We start from the raw sequence: 17282 nt of genomic DNA on the forward strand, positions 1-17282 counted from the left end.
GCGCTCGCACCTCAACCACCAAGCGCACCACAGACCGACACCCGACAGCAGAAGCGCCACGCGCCGTACCGCGTCGTCGCTGCCCGTTCCCCGGCACAGACCGCGACCCGACGAGCCTGGTTTCGGCAGGCTCAACCAGCGGTGGTGGTTTCCCTGCCAAGCAGCGTGGTCTCGAGGCTCGCTGGCGCTCGCACCTCAACCACCGACCCACAAAGCTGCCGCCGACAGCAGACCCGGCCACGCGCCGCACCGCATCGCCGCCGCCCATCCCCGGCACAGACCCCGGCCGACAACAGCGCGCCTCTGGGACGATGCCGGCATGATCGGCCGAGCCCACCACGTGATCATCGACTGCCCGGAGCCGGAGCGGCTGGCGGAGTTCTACAGCGAGCTGATCGGCCTGCCGGTGACCTACCGGTCCGCCGACTTCGCGGTGGTGTCCGTCGACCAGACCACCTCGGGTTTCGGGTTCCAGCGCGCGCCGGATCACCGGCCGCCACGGTGGCCCGATCCCGAGCACCCGCAGCAGATGCACCTCGACGTCATGGTCGACGACCTGAGCGTCGCCGACGAGGAGGTGCTCCGGCTGGGCGGACGGCCGCTTCCCGGTGGGGAGCACGTGTACGCCGACCCAGCGGGACACCCGTTCTGCCTGATCCCGCGCCCGTCGTGGGCGCCACCGATCGACTCCGACTGAGCGGCCGCTCAGCGGTTGTCGACGCACATGCCGATCGCGTAGTCGCGGTCGGACCGCGGGATGGTCCGGGAGTCGATCAAGGCGTCGACACGGGCGGCGCAGTCGCCGATGCCCGGGCCGCTGGTCGCCGCGCTCGGCGACACCCGCGGCTCGGAGCGTCCCGTCGCGGGGTCGGTCCCGCAGCCGGCGGCGAGCGCCAGGAACGCGCAGACGGCGACCGACCAGCGGACAGTCGTCATGGTCGTCGCTTCGGAGGCAGCGGCACGAACATCGAGGTGCGGGCGGCGTACTCGGGGTAGCCCGGACGCTTCATCATGGTCTCCTCGAGGAGCCTCGCGCCGGTGGCGAAGACCAGGAAGTAGGTCATCACCACGGGGGACGGCACGGTGAGCACTCCGGGCCACGCGGACGCGGCGACCAGCCAGATGCCCCACCAGACGCAGGCGTCGCCGAAGTAGTTGGGGTGGCGCGTGAAGCGCCACAGTCCGCGGTCCATCACCGGCCCGCGGTTCGGGTCGCGCTTGTACGCCGCCAGCTGCGCGTCGCCGACCGACTCGAAGAGCACGCCGACCAGCCAGACGAGCGCCCCGAGCGCCACCACGAGACCGACGCCGCCACCGGTGACCGCGGACACCTGCACCGGCAGCGAGACGAACCAGATCGCCGCTCCTTGCGGGATCCACACGCGCACGAGAGGCCCTCCCCGCCCTGAGCCGAGCAGCTCGGTGTAGCGCGGGTCCTCGCCGTGACCCTGCCCATGAGAAGGCACGGTGCGGCGCCAGATGTGCCAGGACAGGCGCAGCCCCCACAGGCCGACGAGCGCCAGCAGCAGCCAGCGCCGGAGCGCGTCGCCGTCGCCGAGGAGTGCGCAGACCAGCGCCACGGCAGCGAGGGCGAGGCCCCAGGTCACGTCGACGACCGAGACCCTCCCGGCGCGCCGGGCGGCGTACGCCGTGACCAGCATCGCCACGACGCAGACCGCGACCGAGGCACCGCTGACGAGGAGGAAGTCGGTCACCAGGAACGCACCGCCGGCAGGTCGTGCGGTCCGGGACGGACCGCGAGGATCTGGTCGACACCCATCCTGCCGTCCCGGAAGGCCATCGCGCCGCCGACGAGGTACAGCCGCCACACGCGCAGCACCTCGTCGGGGACCAGGGTGCGCAGGTAGGCCTGGTGCCGCTCGAACCGGGCGATCCAGCTCTCGACCGTGCGCACGTAGTGCTCGCGCATCGCGTGCACGTCGCGCACCTCCAGCCCGCCGGCCTCGACGAGCGCCACGGTCTCGCCGACCGGCCGCATGTGCATGTCGGGCGCGATGAACGCCTCGATGAACGGACCGCCGCCCGGGTGCTTGCCCTGCCTCGACATCTGCTGGACCAGCACGCGGCCGCCCGGCCTGACCGCGCGGCGCAGCACCTCGACGTACGTCGGGTAGTTCTCCTGGCCGACGTGCTCGCCCATCTCGATCGACGCCACGGCGTCGAAGGAGGTGTCGGGGATCTCGCGGTAGTCCTGCAGCCGGATCTCGACCCGGTCCGCCAACCCCCGTGCGGCGATCCGGTCGTCGATGAACGCCTTCTGCTCGCGCGAGATGGTCACGCCGACGACGCGAGCACCGAAGTCCTCGGCCGCGTGCAGCGAGAGCGACCCCCACCCGCACCCGACGTCGAGCAGGCGCATCCCGGGCGCCAGCCCGAGCTTGCGGCAGACCAGCGAGAGCTTGTCGCGCTGCGCGTCGGCCAGCCCGTACGCCGGGTCGCTGCTCGTCCAGTACGCCGAGGAGTACGCCATGGTCTCGTCGAGGATCGCGGCGTAGAAGTCGTTCGACAGGTCGTAGTGGTGGCTGATCACGGACCGGTCGCGCGCCGGGCTGTGCAGCCGACCCCGGACCCGCGCCTGCGAGGCCGGGGGAGCGGGTCGCCGGCCGAGCGCTCCGAGCCGGGAGGCCGTGCCGGCCGCGCGCGCGACCGACGCCGGTGTCGGCCGGACGCCGCCGAGCCCGCGCGCCGCGACCTCGGACCAGACGTGCGTGAGCGCCGCGTCGAGGTCGCCGGGCACGTCGATCTCGCCGAGCACGTAGGCCTGGGCGGCGCCGAGCTCCCCGGGGCTCCACAGCAGTCGGGTCAGCGCCCTCGGAGTGTTGAGCACCACGAGCGGAGCGTCCGCCGGCCCGGCCTCGGACCCGTCCCACGCCCGCAGCCGCACCGGCAGCTCGCCTGCCACCCACGGCCGGAGGGCCTGCTCCAGCGCCTGGGCGGCACCGGTCGACCGTCGTGCCCCGACCGGGCGGCTCTCGAGCGCGGTCACCGGATGCCTCGCGTGAAGGTCAGCTGCTGGACGTCGAGGTAGTGCGACGCGAACCCCGCGCGGGAGTACTCCAGGTAGAAGTGCCACATCCGCAGGAAGGTCTCGTCGAAGCCGAGTGCCAGCACCCGCTCCCGTGCCGCGACGAAGGTCTCGTCCCACTGGCGCAGGGTCTCGGCGTAGTGGCTGCCGAACGCGGTGCGACCGACCAGCCGCAGCCGGGTGTGCGAGCGCGTGACGTCCTCGATCGCCTCGACCGAGGGCAGGAAGCCGCCGGGGAAGATGTACTTGTGGATCCACGTCCACGTGCGGCGCGTGGCGAGCATCCGCTCGTGGCTCATCGTGATCGCCTGGATCGCGACGCGGCCGCCCGGCGCGAGCACCCGGTCGATGGTCTCGAAGTAGCTGGGCAGGTACTCGTAGCCCACCGCCTCGATCATCTCCACCGAGACCACCGCGTCGTAGCTGCCCTCGACCGCGCGGTAGTCGAGCAGGTCGATCCGCACCCGGTCCTCACTCCACCCCTCGAACCGGGCGGCCTCCGCCACCCGCTGACGGGCCAGCGCCTGCTGCTCGCTCGAGAGCGTGACCGAGCGGATGGTCGCTCCCCGGCGCGCGGCGCGCACGGCGAGCTCTCCCCAGCCGGTGCCGATCTCCAGCACCCGCGACCCGGCCTTGACCCCCGCGGCGTCGAGGATCGCGTCGATCTTGCGGGCCTGCGCCTCGGCGAGGTCGCCGCCGAACACGGGCCGGTCGAGCCGGGTGACCGGCACGCCACCCTCCTGCGCCGTGATCGAGTCGGTCCGGAACATCGCTGACGAGTAGCTCAATGTCGGGTCCAGGAAGGCCGCGAACAGGTCGTTGGACAGGTCGTAGTGACGCGCGATGTTGCGCCGGGTGTTGTGCTCGGTGTTGCGCTCGTCGCGCGGCGGCCGGGCGACGTACGCCGCCCGCAACCGCTGCATCCACGGCGGCACCAGGTCGGTGATCTGCTCGCAGAGGACGGTCAGGGTCGCCCCGAGGTCGTCGGCGTCCCAGGCGCCGGTGAGGTAGGACTCGCCGAACCCGATCAGCCCGTCGCTGCCGAGCCGGGCGAAGAACTCCTCGGGTCGGTGGAGGACCAGGTCGGCCCCCGACCCGGGGTCCGTCGAGACCACGAGCCCGAGCCGGTCGGTGACCCGCCGGAAGATCCGCTCCGCGATCGCGGCGGACAGACGGGCGCGGGGACCGCGACGGACCGGGGTGATGTCGGCCCAGCGGTCGAGGTCGTCCAGGGGGCGGTCGAGGGGGCGGTCGACGGTGCGGTCGGCAGTGGAGGTCATCGGACACCTTCCTGGTGGTGGGTGGGTCGGGGCTGGATCGGCAGCCGCCGCGCCCAGAGCCAGACACCCTGCATTCGGATCAGGAGGGCCCCCCGGATTGCCGCCGGGGCCGTCCGGATCGGCCGGGCCGCGGACCGGGTGCCACGCAGCGAGGCGTCGAAGACGGCACCGGCCGCGGTGACGAGCCGGACCGTGACGACCAGCCGGTCGGTCGGCGCCGGCGCGGTCACCTCGTAGTGGCCGTCGACTCCGTGGAACGGCGAGACGTACATCGCCTTGTCGACGCGCCCCCGGCCCTCGGGGTCGGCACGGAGCAGGTAGGCGTGCCGGTCGCCGTAGGTGTTGTGCACCTCCACGACCGTGGCTGCCGGGCCGCCGGACGCGTCGTAGCACCAGAACAAGCTGATCGGGTTGAAGCAGTAGCCGAGGGCGCGTGCGTTGGCGGCCATGAGGATCCGGCCGACCGGGACGTCGACCCCCTCGCGCGCCAGGAACGCCTCGACGTTCTCCCGGATGCTGCGCGACGGGTCGCCGAGGTGGTCGTGCGCCTCGAACCGTCCCCACAGGCCGTGGTCGGGCAGGTCGTCGAGGTCGACCAGCCAGAAGGACGAGCGGTTCGAGAACCGGTGCTCCAGCGGCTCGCGGCGGGTGTGCCGGATCGTCGTCGCGTAGACCGCGGGAGCTTCGACGGCAGCGGGCGGCGCGACCCACGTGAAGCCGAGCCGCTCGGCGGCGGCCAGGCCGGAGCGCGCGCCGTCCTCGTGGAAGCCCCAGCCCTTCCAGGCCCCGGCGAAGGCCAGCCGGTCGCTGTCGAGCTCGGCGGCCCGTCGCTGCGCGGCGACCGACTCCGGTGTGTAGAGCGGGTGCTCGTAGTGCCGCGTGGCGATCACCGTCGCCGGGTCGACGAGGTCGGGGGCGCCGAGCGTGACCAGGTAGCGGGTGCCGTCCTCCCCGTCGGTGCGATCCTGCGGCAGCCGCATCAGGCGGGTCAGGTCGTAGGTGACCGTCACCCGGTCGCTGCCGGGGCGGGTCCACTGGTTCCACGACGCCCAGGCACCCCGATGGCGGGGGAGGAGCGAGGTGTCGGTGTGCAGCTGCGCGACGTTCTGCGAGTACGGCATCGCGCCGAGCACCTCACGCTGGGCACCACTCGGGTCCGCCAGCATCGCCAGCGCCTGCCCCGGGTGGGCGGCGAGCACGACCGCGTCGAAGCGGTGCACCGTGCCGTTGCCGTCGGTGACCTCGACCCCGTCCGCGGTCTCGAGCACCGAGGTCACCTTGGTCTCGAGCAGCACCCGGCTGCCGCGGGCAGCGAGCGCGGCGGCGACGCGGTCGACGTACTGGCGCGAGCCACCGGTCACGGTGCGCCACTGGGGCGACCCGAAGACGCTGAGCATGCCGTGGTGGCGCAGGAACGCGAACAGGTAGCGGGCCGGGTACTCCAGCGACACCGCCGGGTCGCAGGACCAGACGGCGGCCACGAGCGGCGCCATGAAGTGCCGGCGGAAGTACGCCGAGAAGCGGCCCTCCTCGAGGAACGCGCCGAGCGTCTGGCCGTCCGCCCCGGCCTCGGCCGAGCCGTCGGTCTGCTCGAGCAGCCGACGGGCGCGCCGGTGGAACCGCGGGATCTCCACGAGCATCCGCAGGTACGCCGGCCGCACGGCGTTGCGCCAGGTCGGGAACAGGCCACGCCGGCCGAGCGCTCCGGCCCACTCCAGGCCCGCGCCACCGTGGGCCTCGTCGGTGCGCACCGACATCGACATGTCCGACGGCTGGGTCGGCACGCCGAGCTCCGCGAACAGCCGCATCAGCGTCGGGTAGGTCTTCTCGTTGTGCACGATGAAGCCGGTGTCGATGTGGGTGACGCCGTGTGCGGTCGGCACCTCGTGGGTGTCGGCGTGGCCGCCCAGGCGGTCGTCGGCCTCGATCAGGGTGACCTCGGCCGAGGCCGAGATCACGTACGCCGAGGTGAGCCCGGCCACGCCGCTGCCGATGACGCCGACGCGGCGGGTGGTGGGGGTGCCCATCTCTACGTGGCTCTGGAGAAGTCGAAGAGCGCGATCGGCTCGGTGGTGGGCGACTCCGAGCCGCCCTTCGGCTCCACCGTGATCCCTGCGCCGGTGGCGCTGGTGGCATCGCCCCGGAGCAGCACGGTGCGGCTGCCGCCGTCGGTCATCGTCCCGGCGGGCACCATGGCTCCGCCCGGCGTCTGCAGCCAGAGCTCGTAGATCCGGCCGGAAGGGGCCGGCGGCATGTTGCGGGTGACCAGGACGGCCTTGCCCTCGGTGAGCGAGCGGACGACGCTGGCCCGCACCCCTCCGGTGAGGGTCACGTTGACCCGCTTGGCGTCGGCCGCCTGAAGCACTCGGTCGACCGCGGACAGCTGGGTCTGGTGCTGGCCCGAGTCGGACACCTGCTGCCAGACGACGGCTCCTCCGCCGACCACGGCGACCACCGCTGCGGCGGCGGCGAGCAGGGTCCGGGGACGGCGGCGCGACCGGAGGGTGACGACCTCGCTCGGGCCCGCTACCGGAGTCTCGGGCGGCAGCGGTCGCACGGTGGCGATCTGGGCGAGCACCCGGTCGCGGAGGGCCGGGGGCGGCTCGGTCGCCGTGGTCTCGGGGAGCAGGGCGGTGGCCTCACGCAGGCTGGCGACCTCCGCGCGGCAGGTGGCGCACGCGGCGAGGTGCTCCTCGAACTGTGCCTTCTCCGCCGGGTCCAGCGCGTCGACCGCGTAGGCCCCGGAGAGGGCGTGGATCTCGTGGTCGTTGGCCGAGGCGTTCATTGCCCCACTCCCATCGCGTCACGCAGCCGGATCAGACCGTCCCGGATGCGGGTCTTGGCGGTGCCGACCGGTAGGTCGAGCATCGTCGCCACCTCGGTGTGCGTGTAGCCACCGAAGTAGGCCAGCTCCAGCGCCTCGCGCTGGATCGTGGAGAGCTCGGCGAGCGCGGTGCGCACCCGCCGGGCCTCCATCGAGGACTCCGCGGCCTCGGCCGTGGCGTCGTGCGGCACCACCTGGGTGCGCTGGTGGTACGTCGTGTCCTGGCGCGACGCCGCCTCGGCGGCGCGGACCCGGTCGACCGCGCGGCGGTGGGCCAGGGTCATCAGCCAGGACAGCGCGCTGCCCTTCGCGGCGTCGTACCGGGCACAGGTGCGCCACGCCTGGAGGTAGACCTCCTGGGTGACCTCCTCGGCCTGCGCCGGGTCGCGCACGACGCGCAGCACGAGGCCGTGGACGCGACGGGCGGTCGCGTCGTACAGCTGCGCGAACGCCTGCTCGTCACCGCGCGAGCACCGTGCCAGCAGAGCGGAGAGCTGCTGGCCGGGGTCGAGGGGCGCGCCCGTTCCCTCCGGCGAGGTCTCGCCGGAGGGAACGGGGTTCAGGTGGGACACGTGTCTCAGCCTTCGCTGTCGGTCGGTGTCAGTCTGGTCAGGGGACCAGGACGGTGTCGATGACGTACACGGTCGCGTTCGCAGTCGGGACGTTGCCGCAGAGGACCTGGGCGTCGCCGACCTTGAAGCTGTCGCCCGAGCCGGTGACCGTGATCGTGTCGCCGGCGAGCGTCTTGTGGGTGCCGGCGAGCTGGTCCGGAGAGAGCTTCCCGGCCACCACGTGGTGGGTCAGGATCGTGGTCAGCTGCTTCTTGTTCGCCAGGATGCCGTTCAGCGTGTCCGAGGGGATCTTGGCGAACGCGTCGTCGGTCGGGGCGAACACCGTGAGCGCGTCGGCGGAGTTCAGCGTGTCGCCGAGGCCGGCCTGGCCGACGGCCGAGACCAGCGTCTTGAGCAGCGGGTTGTTGCTGGCCGCGGTGGCGACCGGGTCGCTCGCCATGCCGTTGAACGAGCCCTTGCCGTCCTTGGGGATGAGCTTGCAGCCGGGGCCGAAGGTGTCGGAGCCCGCATTCATCGGGGAGTCCACGCTCGCCGACGTGTCTGAGCCGGCCGTGGCGTCGGAGGCCTTCGACGAGGTGTCGCTGCCGCAGGCGGCGAGGCCCAGGCCGAGGGTGAGCGACAGCGCCGCGAGGGCGCCGGTGCGGCGGAGGAGGGAGGTGGTCATCGGAGGTGCCTTCCGTCGGGTTCGGTGGGTCGAGCTTCAGGAGTGGTTCGGGGCCGGGCGCCGGCCGGATTGGTCGGGTCGCGTGGTTCAGGTCACGTTCACGACGAGCTCCTGGATGCCGCTGGACCCGGCCGGGAACGACGACGCCCGCACGGCGGTCTGCACGGTGCCGTCGCGGCCGGTCGCCCGCACGGCGAGCTGGTGGCTGCCCGGACGGGCGTCCCAGGGCAGGTACCACTGCCGCCAGTAGTCGACGCCGGCGTCGGGGCCGAGCGTCGCCGGCTGCCAGGCGCCGCCGTCGATGCGGACCTCGACCTTCGCCACGCCGTTGTGCTGGGCCCAGGCCACGCCGCCGATCGCGTGCGTGCCCGCGCGGATCGTGGACAGCGGCCGGGGCGTGTCGATCCGGCTGGAGAGCTTGATCGGGGCGTCGGTCGCCCAGTCGCGGCGGGTCCAGTAGGCCCGGTCCTCGGCGTACGTCGTGACGGTGAGCCGGGCCAGCCACTTCGTGGCGCCGACGAAGCCGTACAGCCCGGGAGTCACCAGCCGGGCGGGGAAGCCGTGAGCCCGCGGCAGCGGCTCGCCGTTCATGCCGATCGCGACGAGCGCCGGCCGGCCGTCGGTGAGGACCGCGAGCGGGGTGCTGATCGTGAAGTCGTCGACGTCGACGGAGAGCACCTGGTCGGCGCCTGCCTTCGGTCCTGCCATGTCCAGCAACGTCGCCACCGGTACGCCGAGCCAGCGGGCCGCACCGACCAGCTTCCCGCCGACGGTGTTCGACACGCAGGTCAAGGTGATGTCGTGCTCCTCGACCGCCAGGTCGCGCAGGTCGTCGTAGCTGAACGACAGCTCGCGGTCGACCATGCCGTCGACGCGGAGCCGCCACGTGCGGTGGTCGACGATCGGCACGGTCAGCTTGGTGTCGACGCGGTAGAAGCGGCCGTTGGGGGTGCGGAACGGCGAGATGCCGGGGTGGTCCGCCTCGAGCCCGGTCGGGAGCGGGGAGAGCGACGTGGAGGGACGCGGCAGCACGATGTCCGCGATCCGCGACCGGGCGCGCACGATCAGCTGACCGGCTCCGGCGGCCACCACACCGCCGAGGAGCAGAACGCCGGAGCCGGCCAGGATCGCCCGGCGGCTGGCGCCGGGCCCTGCGGTGGTGTCCTCGGGCGCACCCGTCCGCGGGCCCCGCGGGCGCGCCAGCCACCACAGCGCGAGGAGGCCGCCGACGGCGGCGACCAGGGAGGGCACGACGTCGCGCGGCGTCGCGTCCGGACGGTGGAGGGCCGCGGCGCCGGCCAGGGCCACGAGCGCACCGAGCAGACCCAGGCCGGCGCCGAGCCGGCGTCGGGCGAGCACGCCGGCCAGGGCCGCCGCGAGGAGCGTGACCAGCAGGACGTTGCCGATCAGGATGGTCTTGTCCGCGGTGCCGAAGTGCCGCACCGCCCACTCCTTGACCGGGGTGGGGGTCGCGTCGATCACGGTGCTGCCGACGGCGAGCACCGGCGACGCGGCGGGGTCGGTCAGGGCGGCGACCAGGTGCGCGAGCGCCATGCCGAAGGACGCCGCCAGGACCCCGGCACCCGCGTGGACGAACGTCGGTCCCGCGCGTCGCCTCATGCAGGTGGTTCGGCGCGGCCGCCGGACCGGATGGGTCCTGCTCTAGATTGCCCGGGTGACCGAGGACAGCAGCCGCGTGGCCGTGGCGACCGGGGTCGGCTCGATGCCGGGCGAGGACATCCACGAGGCCGTGCGGACGGTCCTCGGCGAGCTGCCCGACCTGCCGCACCTGCCGGAGCTTCCCGGTCGCGGGGTGATCGCGGGGATGACCGGCCGCGCCCTCGCCCTCGTGGCCGACCTCGGCTTCGACCTCCAGCCGGCCGGGTGGCGGCTCACCGACGCGCCCGGCGTGGACCACCGCAGGGCGCGCTCCCTGCTGGCGCAGGACCTGGACGCGCTCGAGGAGCGGGTGCAGGTCGGCGGGCTGTTCGAGGACGGCGGTGAGCTCAAGGTGCAGGTCACCGGGCCGTGGACGCTCGCGGCCACCGTCGAGCGACCGCGCGGCGACCGGCTGCTGGCCGACCACGGCGCCCGGCGCGAGCTCGCCCAGGCCCTGGCGGAGGGAGTGTCGGAGCACGTCGCCGACCTGCGCCGGCGGGTGCCCGGCGCGGCGCTCCTGGTCCAGGTCGACGAGCCGGCGCTGCCGGCCGTGCTCGGTGCGAGGATCCCGACCGCATCGGGCTTCAGCCGGCACCGGGCCGTCCACCCGCCCGCCGCCTCGGAGGCGCTGGAGCAGGTGTTCGCGGCGATCGCGGCCGCCGGCGCCACGCCCATGGCCCACTGCTGCGCCGCGGACGCCCCGATCGGCCTGCTGCGGGGCGCCGGCGCCCGCGCGGTCTCGGTCGACCTCGCGGTCCTGGAGGCCGCCGGGTACGACGACCTCGGGAACGCCCTGGACGCCGGCGACCGGGTGCTCCTCGGGGTGGTGCCCTCGACCGACCCGGTCCGGGTGCCGTCGGAGAAGCAGGTGGTCGAGCGGATCCTCCGGTTGCTCGACATGCTCGGCTTCGACCCCGAGGGGGTCGCCGGCCAGCTCGTGCTCACCCCGGCCTGCGGGTTGGCGGGCGCCTCGCCGTCGTACGCGCGAGAGGCGCTGGCCCTGGTCAGGGCCAGCGCCTCTCGCATCGCTGGTGGTTGAGCCTGGCTCGGGTTTCGAGCCGCCGTTGCGGGTGCGCAAGCTCGCCCGCAGGCTTCCTCAACCTCTTCGCGTCGGATCCCCACTCGTTCCTCGTGGGGCTCCGGCTCAGACGACTACTGCCTCGACCTCGTCGGTGGCCATCTCCTCGTGCTTGACGTCGAGGAAGATCCAGACGATCAGGCTGCCGACCCAGATCATGAACGCGCCGGTGAGGAACGCGTGGGTCGCGCCGTCGGTGAACGCCGCCTGCGAGCCGATCACGTTCTTCAGCGACGCCACCATGCCCGGGTCGGGAGCACCGCCCGACGACGGCAGCGCCGCGAACAGTGACGCCGCCTTGTCCTGGATCGAGTGCACGGCCACGGTCGACAGCGTCGCCAGCCCGAGTGCGCCGCCGACCTGCTGCATGGTGTTCAGCACGCCCGAGCCGACCCCGGAGTCGCGGTGGTCGACGCGGTGCACCGCGGCCAGGAACATCGGCGCGAAGGTCAGGCCCATGCCGATGGCCATCAGCAGGATGAACGGGAACAGGTCCGCCCAGTAGCTCACGTTGCTGCCGAGGTGCCCGCCGTTCGCGGCCACCTGCAGGATCCGGCTCGTCGAGTCGTCGATGCTGAGGCGCGAGAACATCAGCAGCGCGACACCGGCGAGCGCCGTGCCGGTGCCCGCGACGAACCGCGGGTCGACCTTCGTCGCCAGCTTGGAGGCCAGCGTCGCGCCGAGGACGATGCCGACGCTGAACGGCAGGAACGCGAAGCCGGTGTGCAGCGGGCTGTAGCCCATGACGTTCTGCACGAACTGCGAGAGGAAGTAGAACATCGCGAACATCGCGGCCGGCACGATCATCATCGCCACGAACGCGGTGGCACGCGTGCGGTTGGTCAGGATGCGCAGCGGGAGCAGCGGGTGCTCGACGCGTCGCTCGATCATGACGAAGATCGCGAGAAGCACGACACCGACGGCCATGAAGGCCAGCGTCGGCGCGTCGCCCCAGCCGTAGCGCTGGTCACCGGCGCGCGAGATGCCGTAGACCAGGGAGACCAGGCCGAGGGTGGCGCTGACCGCGCCCGGCAGGTCGAGCTCGCCCTTGTGCGTCTCGGACTCCACGAGGACCCGGGGCGAGGCGAACGCCGCGGCCAGGCCGATCGGCACGTTGATCAGGAAGGTCAGCCGCCAGCCGTCGACGTCCATGCCGAGGATGCTCGGGTGCAGGCCGGTGAGCCATCCGCCGAGCACGAGTCCGACGGCGGCACCGACACCCGACATCGCGGCGTACACCGAGAACGCGCGGTTGCGCGGGGGACCGGCCGGGAAGTTCGTGGTGATCAGCGCGAGGGCGGTCGGGGCGGCCAGCGCTGCGCCGAGGCCCTGGAGTCCCCGGGAGGCGAGCAGCATGAGCTCGTTCTGGGCGAGGCCGCCCAGGCCGGAGGCGATCGCGAACAGCGCGACCCCGACCATGAAGATGCGGCGGCGACCGTAGAGGTCGCCGAGCCGGCCGCCGAGCAGCAGCAGGCCGCCGAACGCGAGGGCGTAGCCGGTGACGACCCACTGGAGGTTCGCCTGGGAGATCTTCAGGTCGTGCTGGATGAAGGGCAGCGCGATGTTGGCGATGGTGCTGTCCAGCACCACCATCAGCTGTGCGACCGAGATGAGCACGAGCGCCCATCCCAGGTGCTGCTTGTGGCCGGTCGGCGCCTCGGTGGAGGCGTCGACGACCGCAGTCGTCGTGTCTGTCATGTCGTCTTCCTTGCCTTGTCCTTCGTCAACTTGTGGTTGCCCTGGGTGCTGGGGGGCGTGCCGCACGAGGGGTGTCGTACGGCGGGGAGGATCACGTGGTCGACGACGCGCTCGATGGTCGCGTCGTCGATCGGGTCACCGAGCAGGAACGCACGGTGCATGAGGATCCCGGCGAGCGCCGGGGCGATGAGGTCGACGTCCACGTCGGTGCCGATCTCGCCGCGCTCCTGGGCGCGCCGGTAGATCGCGTTGCTGACCGCGATCTTGGGCGCGATGAAGTTCTCGCGGAACAGGTGGGCGAACTCGGGATCGGTGCTGACTGCGGTGATGACCGCTCCGAGGACGCCGGTGGCCGCACCGCCGAGGCCCTCGTGGCCGCAGAACGTCGCCAGCAGGTCGCCCCGCAACGACCCGGTGTCCTGCGGCTCGATGTGCGGGGAGGCCTTCGCCCGGACCAGGGCCTCGGCCACCAGGCTCGCCTTGGTCTCCCAGCGGCGGTACAGCGTGGCCTTGCTCGCCCGGGCCCGCTTGGCGACGGCGTCCATGGTCAGCCGGTCGTAGCCGACCTCCATGAGCAGCTCGACCGTGGCGTCGAGGATCTCGTCCTCGCGCTCGCCCTCGACCCTCGGGCGGTGCGCGTGCTCCGTCATCTTCTTCATCATCATCATGCGCGGCCCACCTCCTCGGGAAACGTGGATGAAACGAAACGGTTTCGTTCCATCAACAGAGTAGGGACGGCATCCATTCCCGCCAAATTGATTTTTCTGACGGCGGGATTCCGGGCCGGCTACGGCAGGGTGACGAGGGAGCCGGCCGGGGTCGGCGGGGCGGTCGGATCCGCGGAGGGCGTGGCACCCGGCGTGCCCGTCGGCGTGCCGCTGGGCGTGGCGCTGGGCGTGGCGCTGGGCGTCGGGTCGGGCGTCGCGCTCGGGGTCGGGGTGGGCGTCGGCGACGGGGCGCGCGTCGGCGTGCTGCGGGTCTTCGTGGCGGAGCCACCCGACCCGCTGACCGCGCCGAGGCTGGTGCCGTGGGCCTGGGAGCCGCCGAGGAGCGTCGCGAGCGGCTTGCCGACGACCGCCTCGACCGCGGTCAGCCCGCCGAGCGCGACCACCAGCGTGGCGGCCGCGGCGACGGCGACGCGGGCCCAGGGCGTCCGTGTGCGCTCTGAGGGCGCGCGGGACGCGGCCGCGGGGGCCTGCGGTGCGTTCGGGTCGACCACGGGTGCCGTCTGGGTCGTGCGCGTCCACTGGGTGACCGTGCTCGACACCACGGCCCGCGTGCGGGTGAGCGAGGTCGTGTACATCGCGCTCGCCACGGTCGCGATCACGCTCGCGACCGCGGCGCCGATGATCGTGCCGGCCACGCCCAGGTACGACGCGCCGAAAGCAGCGGCAGCAGCGGCCAGTGCGCTGCCGACGACCTGGGTGAGGCTCACGCCGAGGCGGTGCTGCCTCCCGGGCTCGTTCGTCGGGGCGGTCTTCGAGTCATGGGGGGACATGCAGGTCTTCCGGTCGGGGACGTCTCCCTGGTGGAACGCACCCGGGGCCTCCGCGGTTTCAGTCCGGGGACGTGACGCCCGCCACCGTGTCCACGATCGACAGCGTCGCGGAGACGGCGGTCGCGTTCCAGCGGCGTACGCCGGCGACCATGTAGTGGCCCAGCGCTCCCATGTCGACGAACCGGGCGGAGGCCGCAACCTGCTCGGCCCGATGCACGTAGGCGGCCGTGGCACGCGCGCTGGTGATCCGGTCACGCCGGCCGTGGGCGGCGACGAGGTGCTTGCCCCGCAGCGCGTGCACGGGGTCGTCGGCGGGGAGCCAGGGGGCGAGGCCGACGACCCCGACCACGCCCGGTGCGTCGGCGACCCACGCCGCGGTGCGCCCACCCATCGAGTGACCGACCACCACGATCGGCTGGTCGGGGACCGCCGCGTGCAGCACGGCCAGCGCCTCGCGGGCGTCCGCGACCGGGGACGGCTCGGGGCCGTGCCCGGCGTTCCACCCCTTGAGCTGGAACCGCAGCAGCGCGGTCCGCACGCCGGACCGCGCCAGCCGGCCCGAGATCGACGTGGTCATCCACTGCGTGCGGCGGTAGGCCACGCTGCGCTCGTCGATCGGGTGGAGCCCCCGCTCGGCGCCGCCGTGGAGCATCAGGACCACCGCACGCGTGTCGTCCGGCTCCGGGCCGAGCACGAGCCGGTGGTCGTCGGTCAGGTGCATGCAGGCATCCTCTCGCGGGGGTGGTGGAGCGCCGGGTCCGTCGCGTCCCCTCCTGCTGTTCGTCGCGGCGGCACGCACGGATGGGTGGCTCCCGATGTCGGCGCCACAGGGCAGGATGGGCGCGTGAGCGAAACCCAAGCCGAGCCTGACCTGGCCGCCGCGAGCAACGAGCACCAGGTGCTCGCCGAGCAGATCGAGGAAGCGCGTTTCCGCTACTACGTGCTGGACGACCCGACGCTCTCCGACGCCGACTTCGACCAGCGGATGCGCCGGCTCGAGGAGCTGGAGGAGCAGTTCCCGCAGCTGCGCACGCCCGACTCCCCGACGCAGAAGGTCGGCGGCGCGGTCTCGACGGAGTTCACCGCCGTGGAGCACCTCGAGCCGATGCAGAGCCTGGACAACGCGTTCTCGTTCGAGGAGCTGGAGGCCTGGCAGGCACGCATCGCGCGCGACGGCGTCGAGCAGCCTGCCCTGCTGTGCGAGCTCAAGGTCGACGGCCTGGCGATCAACCTGCTCTACGAGCGCGGCCGTCTGGTGCGCGCCCTCACCAGGGGCGACGGGCGCACCGGTGAGGACGTCACGCCGAACGTCAAGACGATCGAGTCCATCCCGCACGTGCTGCAGGCCAGCGACGAGTTCCCGGTGCCCGAGCTGCTCGAGGTGCGCGGCGAGGTCTTCCTGGCCACCGAGGCCTTCGAGAAGCTCAACGCCGCCATGGTCGACGCGGGCAAGCCGATGTTCGCCAACCCGCGCAACGCCGCGGCCGGGTCGCTGCGGCAGAAGGACCCGCGGGTCACCGCCACGCGGGCGCTGGGCATGGTCTGCCACGGCATCGGCGCGCGACGCGGGTTCGAGCCGGTCGCCCAGTCCTCCTCCTACGCCGCGCTCCACGCGTGGGGTCTCCCCACGAGCGACCGGGTCAAGGTGCTGCCCGACCTCGCAGGCGTGCTGGAGTACGTCGAGTACTACGGCGAGCACCGCCACGACGTCGAGCACGAGATCGACGGCGTCGTGATCAAGGTCGACGAGGTCGCCCTGCAGCGACGCCTCGGGTCGACGTCACGGGCGCCGCGGTGGGCGATCGCGTTCAAGTACCCGCCCGAGGAGGTCAACACCAAGCTGCTCTCGATCGAGGTCAACACCGGGCGCACGGGTCGCGTCACGCCGTACGGCGTGATGGAGCCGGTCAAGGTCGCCGGCTCCACCGTCGAGAACGCCACCCTGCACAACGCCTACGAGGTCCGGCGCAAGGACGTCCGCCCGGGCGACACGGTGATCCTGCGCAAGGCGGGCGACGTGATCCCCGAGATCCTCGGTCCCGTGCTGGCGCTGCGCCCCGAGGGGCTTCCGGAGTGGCAGATGCCCGAGCGGTGCCCGGCGTGCGACACCGCCCTGGTGGAGGAGAAGGAGGGCGACCGCGACCTGCGCTGCCCCAACCACCGCGACTGCCCGGCCCAGGTGCGCGAGCGCGTGTTCCACGTCGCGGGGCGAGGTGCCTTCGACATCGAGGGGCTCGGCTACGAGGCCGCCGTCGCGCTGCTGGACGCCGGCGTGATCGCCAACGAGGCCGACGTCTTCGACCTCGACGAGAACAGCCTGGTGCGGGCGCCGGCCTTCACCCGCGCGCCGAAGAAGGGGGAGGAGGGTCCGCAGCTCAGCGCCAACGCCCGCAAGCTGCTGGACAACCTCGACGAGGCGAAGACGCAGCCGCTGTGGCGGGTGCTGGTCGCGCTGTCGATCCGGCACGTCGGCCCGACCGCGGCGCGGGCGCTCGCGGCGGAGTTCGGCACGATGGCCGCGATCCGCGAGGCGTCGCTGGAGGCACTGGCCGCCGCCGAGGGCGTCGGCCCGACGATCGCGGAGTCGGTGCGGCGCTGGTTCGACCAGGAACCCGACGCCGGCTGGCACCGCGAGATCGTCGACAAGTGGACCGCTGCCGGGGTCCGGATGGAGGACGAGCGCGACGAGTCCACCCCGCGCACGCTGGAGGGTCTGACGATCGTGGTCACCGGCTCGCTCGTCGACTTCAGTCGCGACGGCGCCAAGGAGGCGATCGTCTCCCGCGGCGGCAAGGCGTCCTCGAGCGTCTCGAAGAAGACCGACTACGTGGTGGTCGGCGACAACCCCGGGTCCAAGGCCGACAAGGCCGAGCAGCTCGGCGTGCCCGTGCTCGACGAGGACGGCTTCAAGGCCCTCCTCGAGCACGGCCCCTCGGCCGCCGGTTAGGCGGCCGCGGGGCTGT

General features: G+C 72.9%; 16 protein-coding genes. 3 read left to right on the forward strand and 13 right to left on the reverse strand.

What is annotated here, in order from left to right:
- Positions 1 to 319 precede the first annotated feature (319 nt).
- A complete protein-coding gene (locus EFL26_RS05850; RefSeq protein WP_123221966.1) occupies positions 320 to 697 on the forward strand; it encodes a VOC family protein in 378 nt (125 codons plus the stop codon).
- 8 nt (positions 698 to 705) lie between these two features.
- Here EFL26_RS05850 and EFL26_RS05855 read toward each other — a convergent pair whose 3' ends face one another.
- The 9 genes from EFL26_RS05855 to EFL26_RS05895 form a co-directional block, all read right to left on the reverse strand.
- On the reverse strand, positions 706 to 936 hold the full coding sequence (locus tag EFL26_RS05855; RefSeq protein ID WP_123221967.1) for a hypothetical protein: 231 nt from the start codon (positions 934 to 936) through the stop codon (positions 706 to 708).
- Entirely contained in the window at positions 933 to 1715 is a 783-nt protein-coding gene (locus tag EFL26_RS05860; RefSeq protein ID WP_221176855.1) for a DUF1295 domain-containing protein, read from the reverse strand. The genes EFL26_RS05855 and EFL26_RS05860 overlap by 4 nt, the downstream gene beginning before the upstream one ends.
- Positions 1712 to 3007: an SAM-dependent methyltransferase gene (locus EFL26_RS05865; protein ID WP_246000042.1), complete on the reverse strand. Its 1296-nt coding sequence runs from the start codon at positions 3005 to 3007 to the stop codon at positions 1712 to 1714. The genes EFL26_RS05860 and EFL26_RS05865 overlap by 4 nt, the downstream gene beginning before the upstream one ends.
- Positions 3004 to 4326, reverse strand: a complete 1323-nt coding sequence (locus EFL26_RS05870; protein WP_123221968.1) for a class I SAM-dependent methyltransferase — start codon at positions 4324 to 4326, stop codon at positions 3004 to 3006. The genes EFL26_RS05865 and EFL26_RS05870 overlap by 4 nt, the downstream gene beginning before the upstream one ends.
- Positions 4323 to 6353 carry an FAD-dependent oxidoreductase gene (locus EFL26_RS05875; RefSeq protein ID WP_123221969.1) on the reverse strand — a complete coding sequence of 677 codons (2031 nt, stop codon included), beginning with the start codon at positions 6351 to 6353 and terminating at the stop codon, positions 4323 to 4325. Before EFL26_RS05875 ends, EFL26_RS05870 begins: the two co-directional genes overlap by 4 nt.
- Positions 6354 to 6355: 2 nt before the next feature.
- Positions 6356 to 7111, reverse strand: coding sequence for an anti-sigma factor (locus EFL26_RS05880; RefSeq protein ID WP_123221970.1), 756 nt, complete (start codon positions 7109 to 7111; stop codon positions 6356 to 6358).
- On the reverse strand, positions 7108 to 7722 hold the full coding sequence (gene sigK, locus EFL26_RS05885; RefSeq protein ID WP_123221971.1) for an ECF RNA polymerase sigma factor SigK: 615 nt from the start codon (positions 7720 to 7722) through the stop codon (positions 7108 to 7110). The genes EFL26_RS05880 and sigK overlap by 4 nt, the downstream gene beginning before the upstream one ends.
- 37 nt (positions 7723 to 7759) lie before the next feature.
- A complete protein-coding gene (locus tag EFL26_RS05890; protein WP_123221972.1) occupies positions 7760 to 8386 on the reverse strand; it encodes a fasciclin domain-containing protein in 627 nt (208 codons plus the stop codon).
- Positions 8387 to 8473: 87 nt separating this feature from the next.
- Positions 8474 to 10006 (reverse strand): molybdopterin-dependent oxidoreductase, encoded by a 1533-nt coding sequence (locus tag EFL26_RS05895; RefSeq protein WP_123221973.1) that lies wholly within the window; start codon positions 10004 to 10006, stop codon positions 8474 to 8476.
- 55 nt (positions 10007 to 10061) lie between these two features.
- Between EFL26_RS05895 and EFL26_RS05900 the strand changes: the two genes are divergently transcribed.
- On the forward strand, positions 10062 to 11084 hold the full coding sequence (locus tag EFL26_RS05900; RefSeq protein ID WP_246000043.1) for a methionine synthase: 1023 nt from the start codon (positions 10062 to 10064) through the stop codon (positions 11082 to 11084).
- 105 nt (positions 11085 to 11189) lie between these two features.
- On the opposite strand, the gene EFL26_RS05905 is transcribed toward EFL26_RS05900, so the two are convergent.
- The 4 genes from EFL26_RS05905 to EFL26_RS05920 form a co-directional block, all read right to left on the reverse strand.
- Positions 11190 to 12821: an MFS transporter gene (locus EFL26_RS05905; protein WP_123221974.1), complete on the reverse strand. Its 1632-nt coding sequence runs from the start codon at positions 12819 to 12821 to the stop codon at positions 11190 to 11192.
- Positions 12818 to 13489, reverse strand: a complete 672-nt coding sequence (locus EFL26_RS05910) for a TetR/AcrR family transcriptional regulator (RefSeq protein ID WP_246000044.1) — start codon at positions 13487 to 13489, stop codon at positions 12818 to 12820. Before EFL26_RS05910 ends, EFL26_RS05905 begins: the two co-directional genes overlap by 4 nt.
- Positions 13490 to 13608: 119 nt before the next feature.
- On the reverse strand, positions 13609 to 14319 hold the full coding sequence (locus EFL26_RS05915; RefSeq protein WP_123221975.1) for a hypothetical protein: 711 nt from the start codon (positions 14317 to 14319) through the stop codon (positions 13609 to 13611).
- A gap of 58 nt (positions 14320 to 14377) precedes the next feature.
- On the reverse strand, positions 14378 to 15040 hold the full coding sequence (locus EFL26_RS05920; protein ID WP_123221976.1) for an alpha/beta fold hydrolase: 663 nt from the start codon (positions 15038 to 15040) through the stop codon (positions 14378 to 14380).
- Between the two features lie 123 nt (positions 15041 to 15163).
- Here EFL26_RS05920 and ligA point away from each other — a divergent pair, with 123 nt between their 5' ends.
- A complete protein-coding gene (gene ligA, locus EFL26_RS05925; protein WP_183408051.1) occupies positions 15164 to 17266 on the forward strand; it encodes an NAD-dependent DNA ligase LigA in 2103 nt (700 codons plus the stop codon).
- Positions 17267 to 17282 lie beyond the last annotated feature (16 nt).

Source organism: Nocardioides pocheonensis, from assembly GCF_003725535.1.
In the GTDB taxonomy this organism is placed as follows: Bacteria; Actinomycetota; Actinomycetes; order Propionibacteriales; family Nocardioidaceae; genus Marmoricola; species Marmoricola pocheonensis.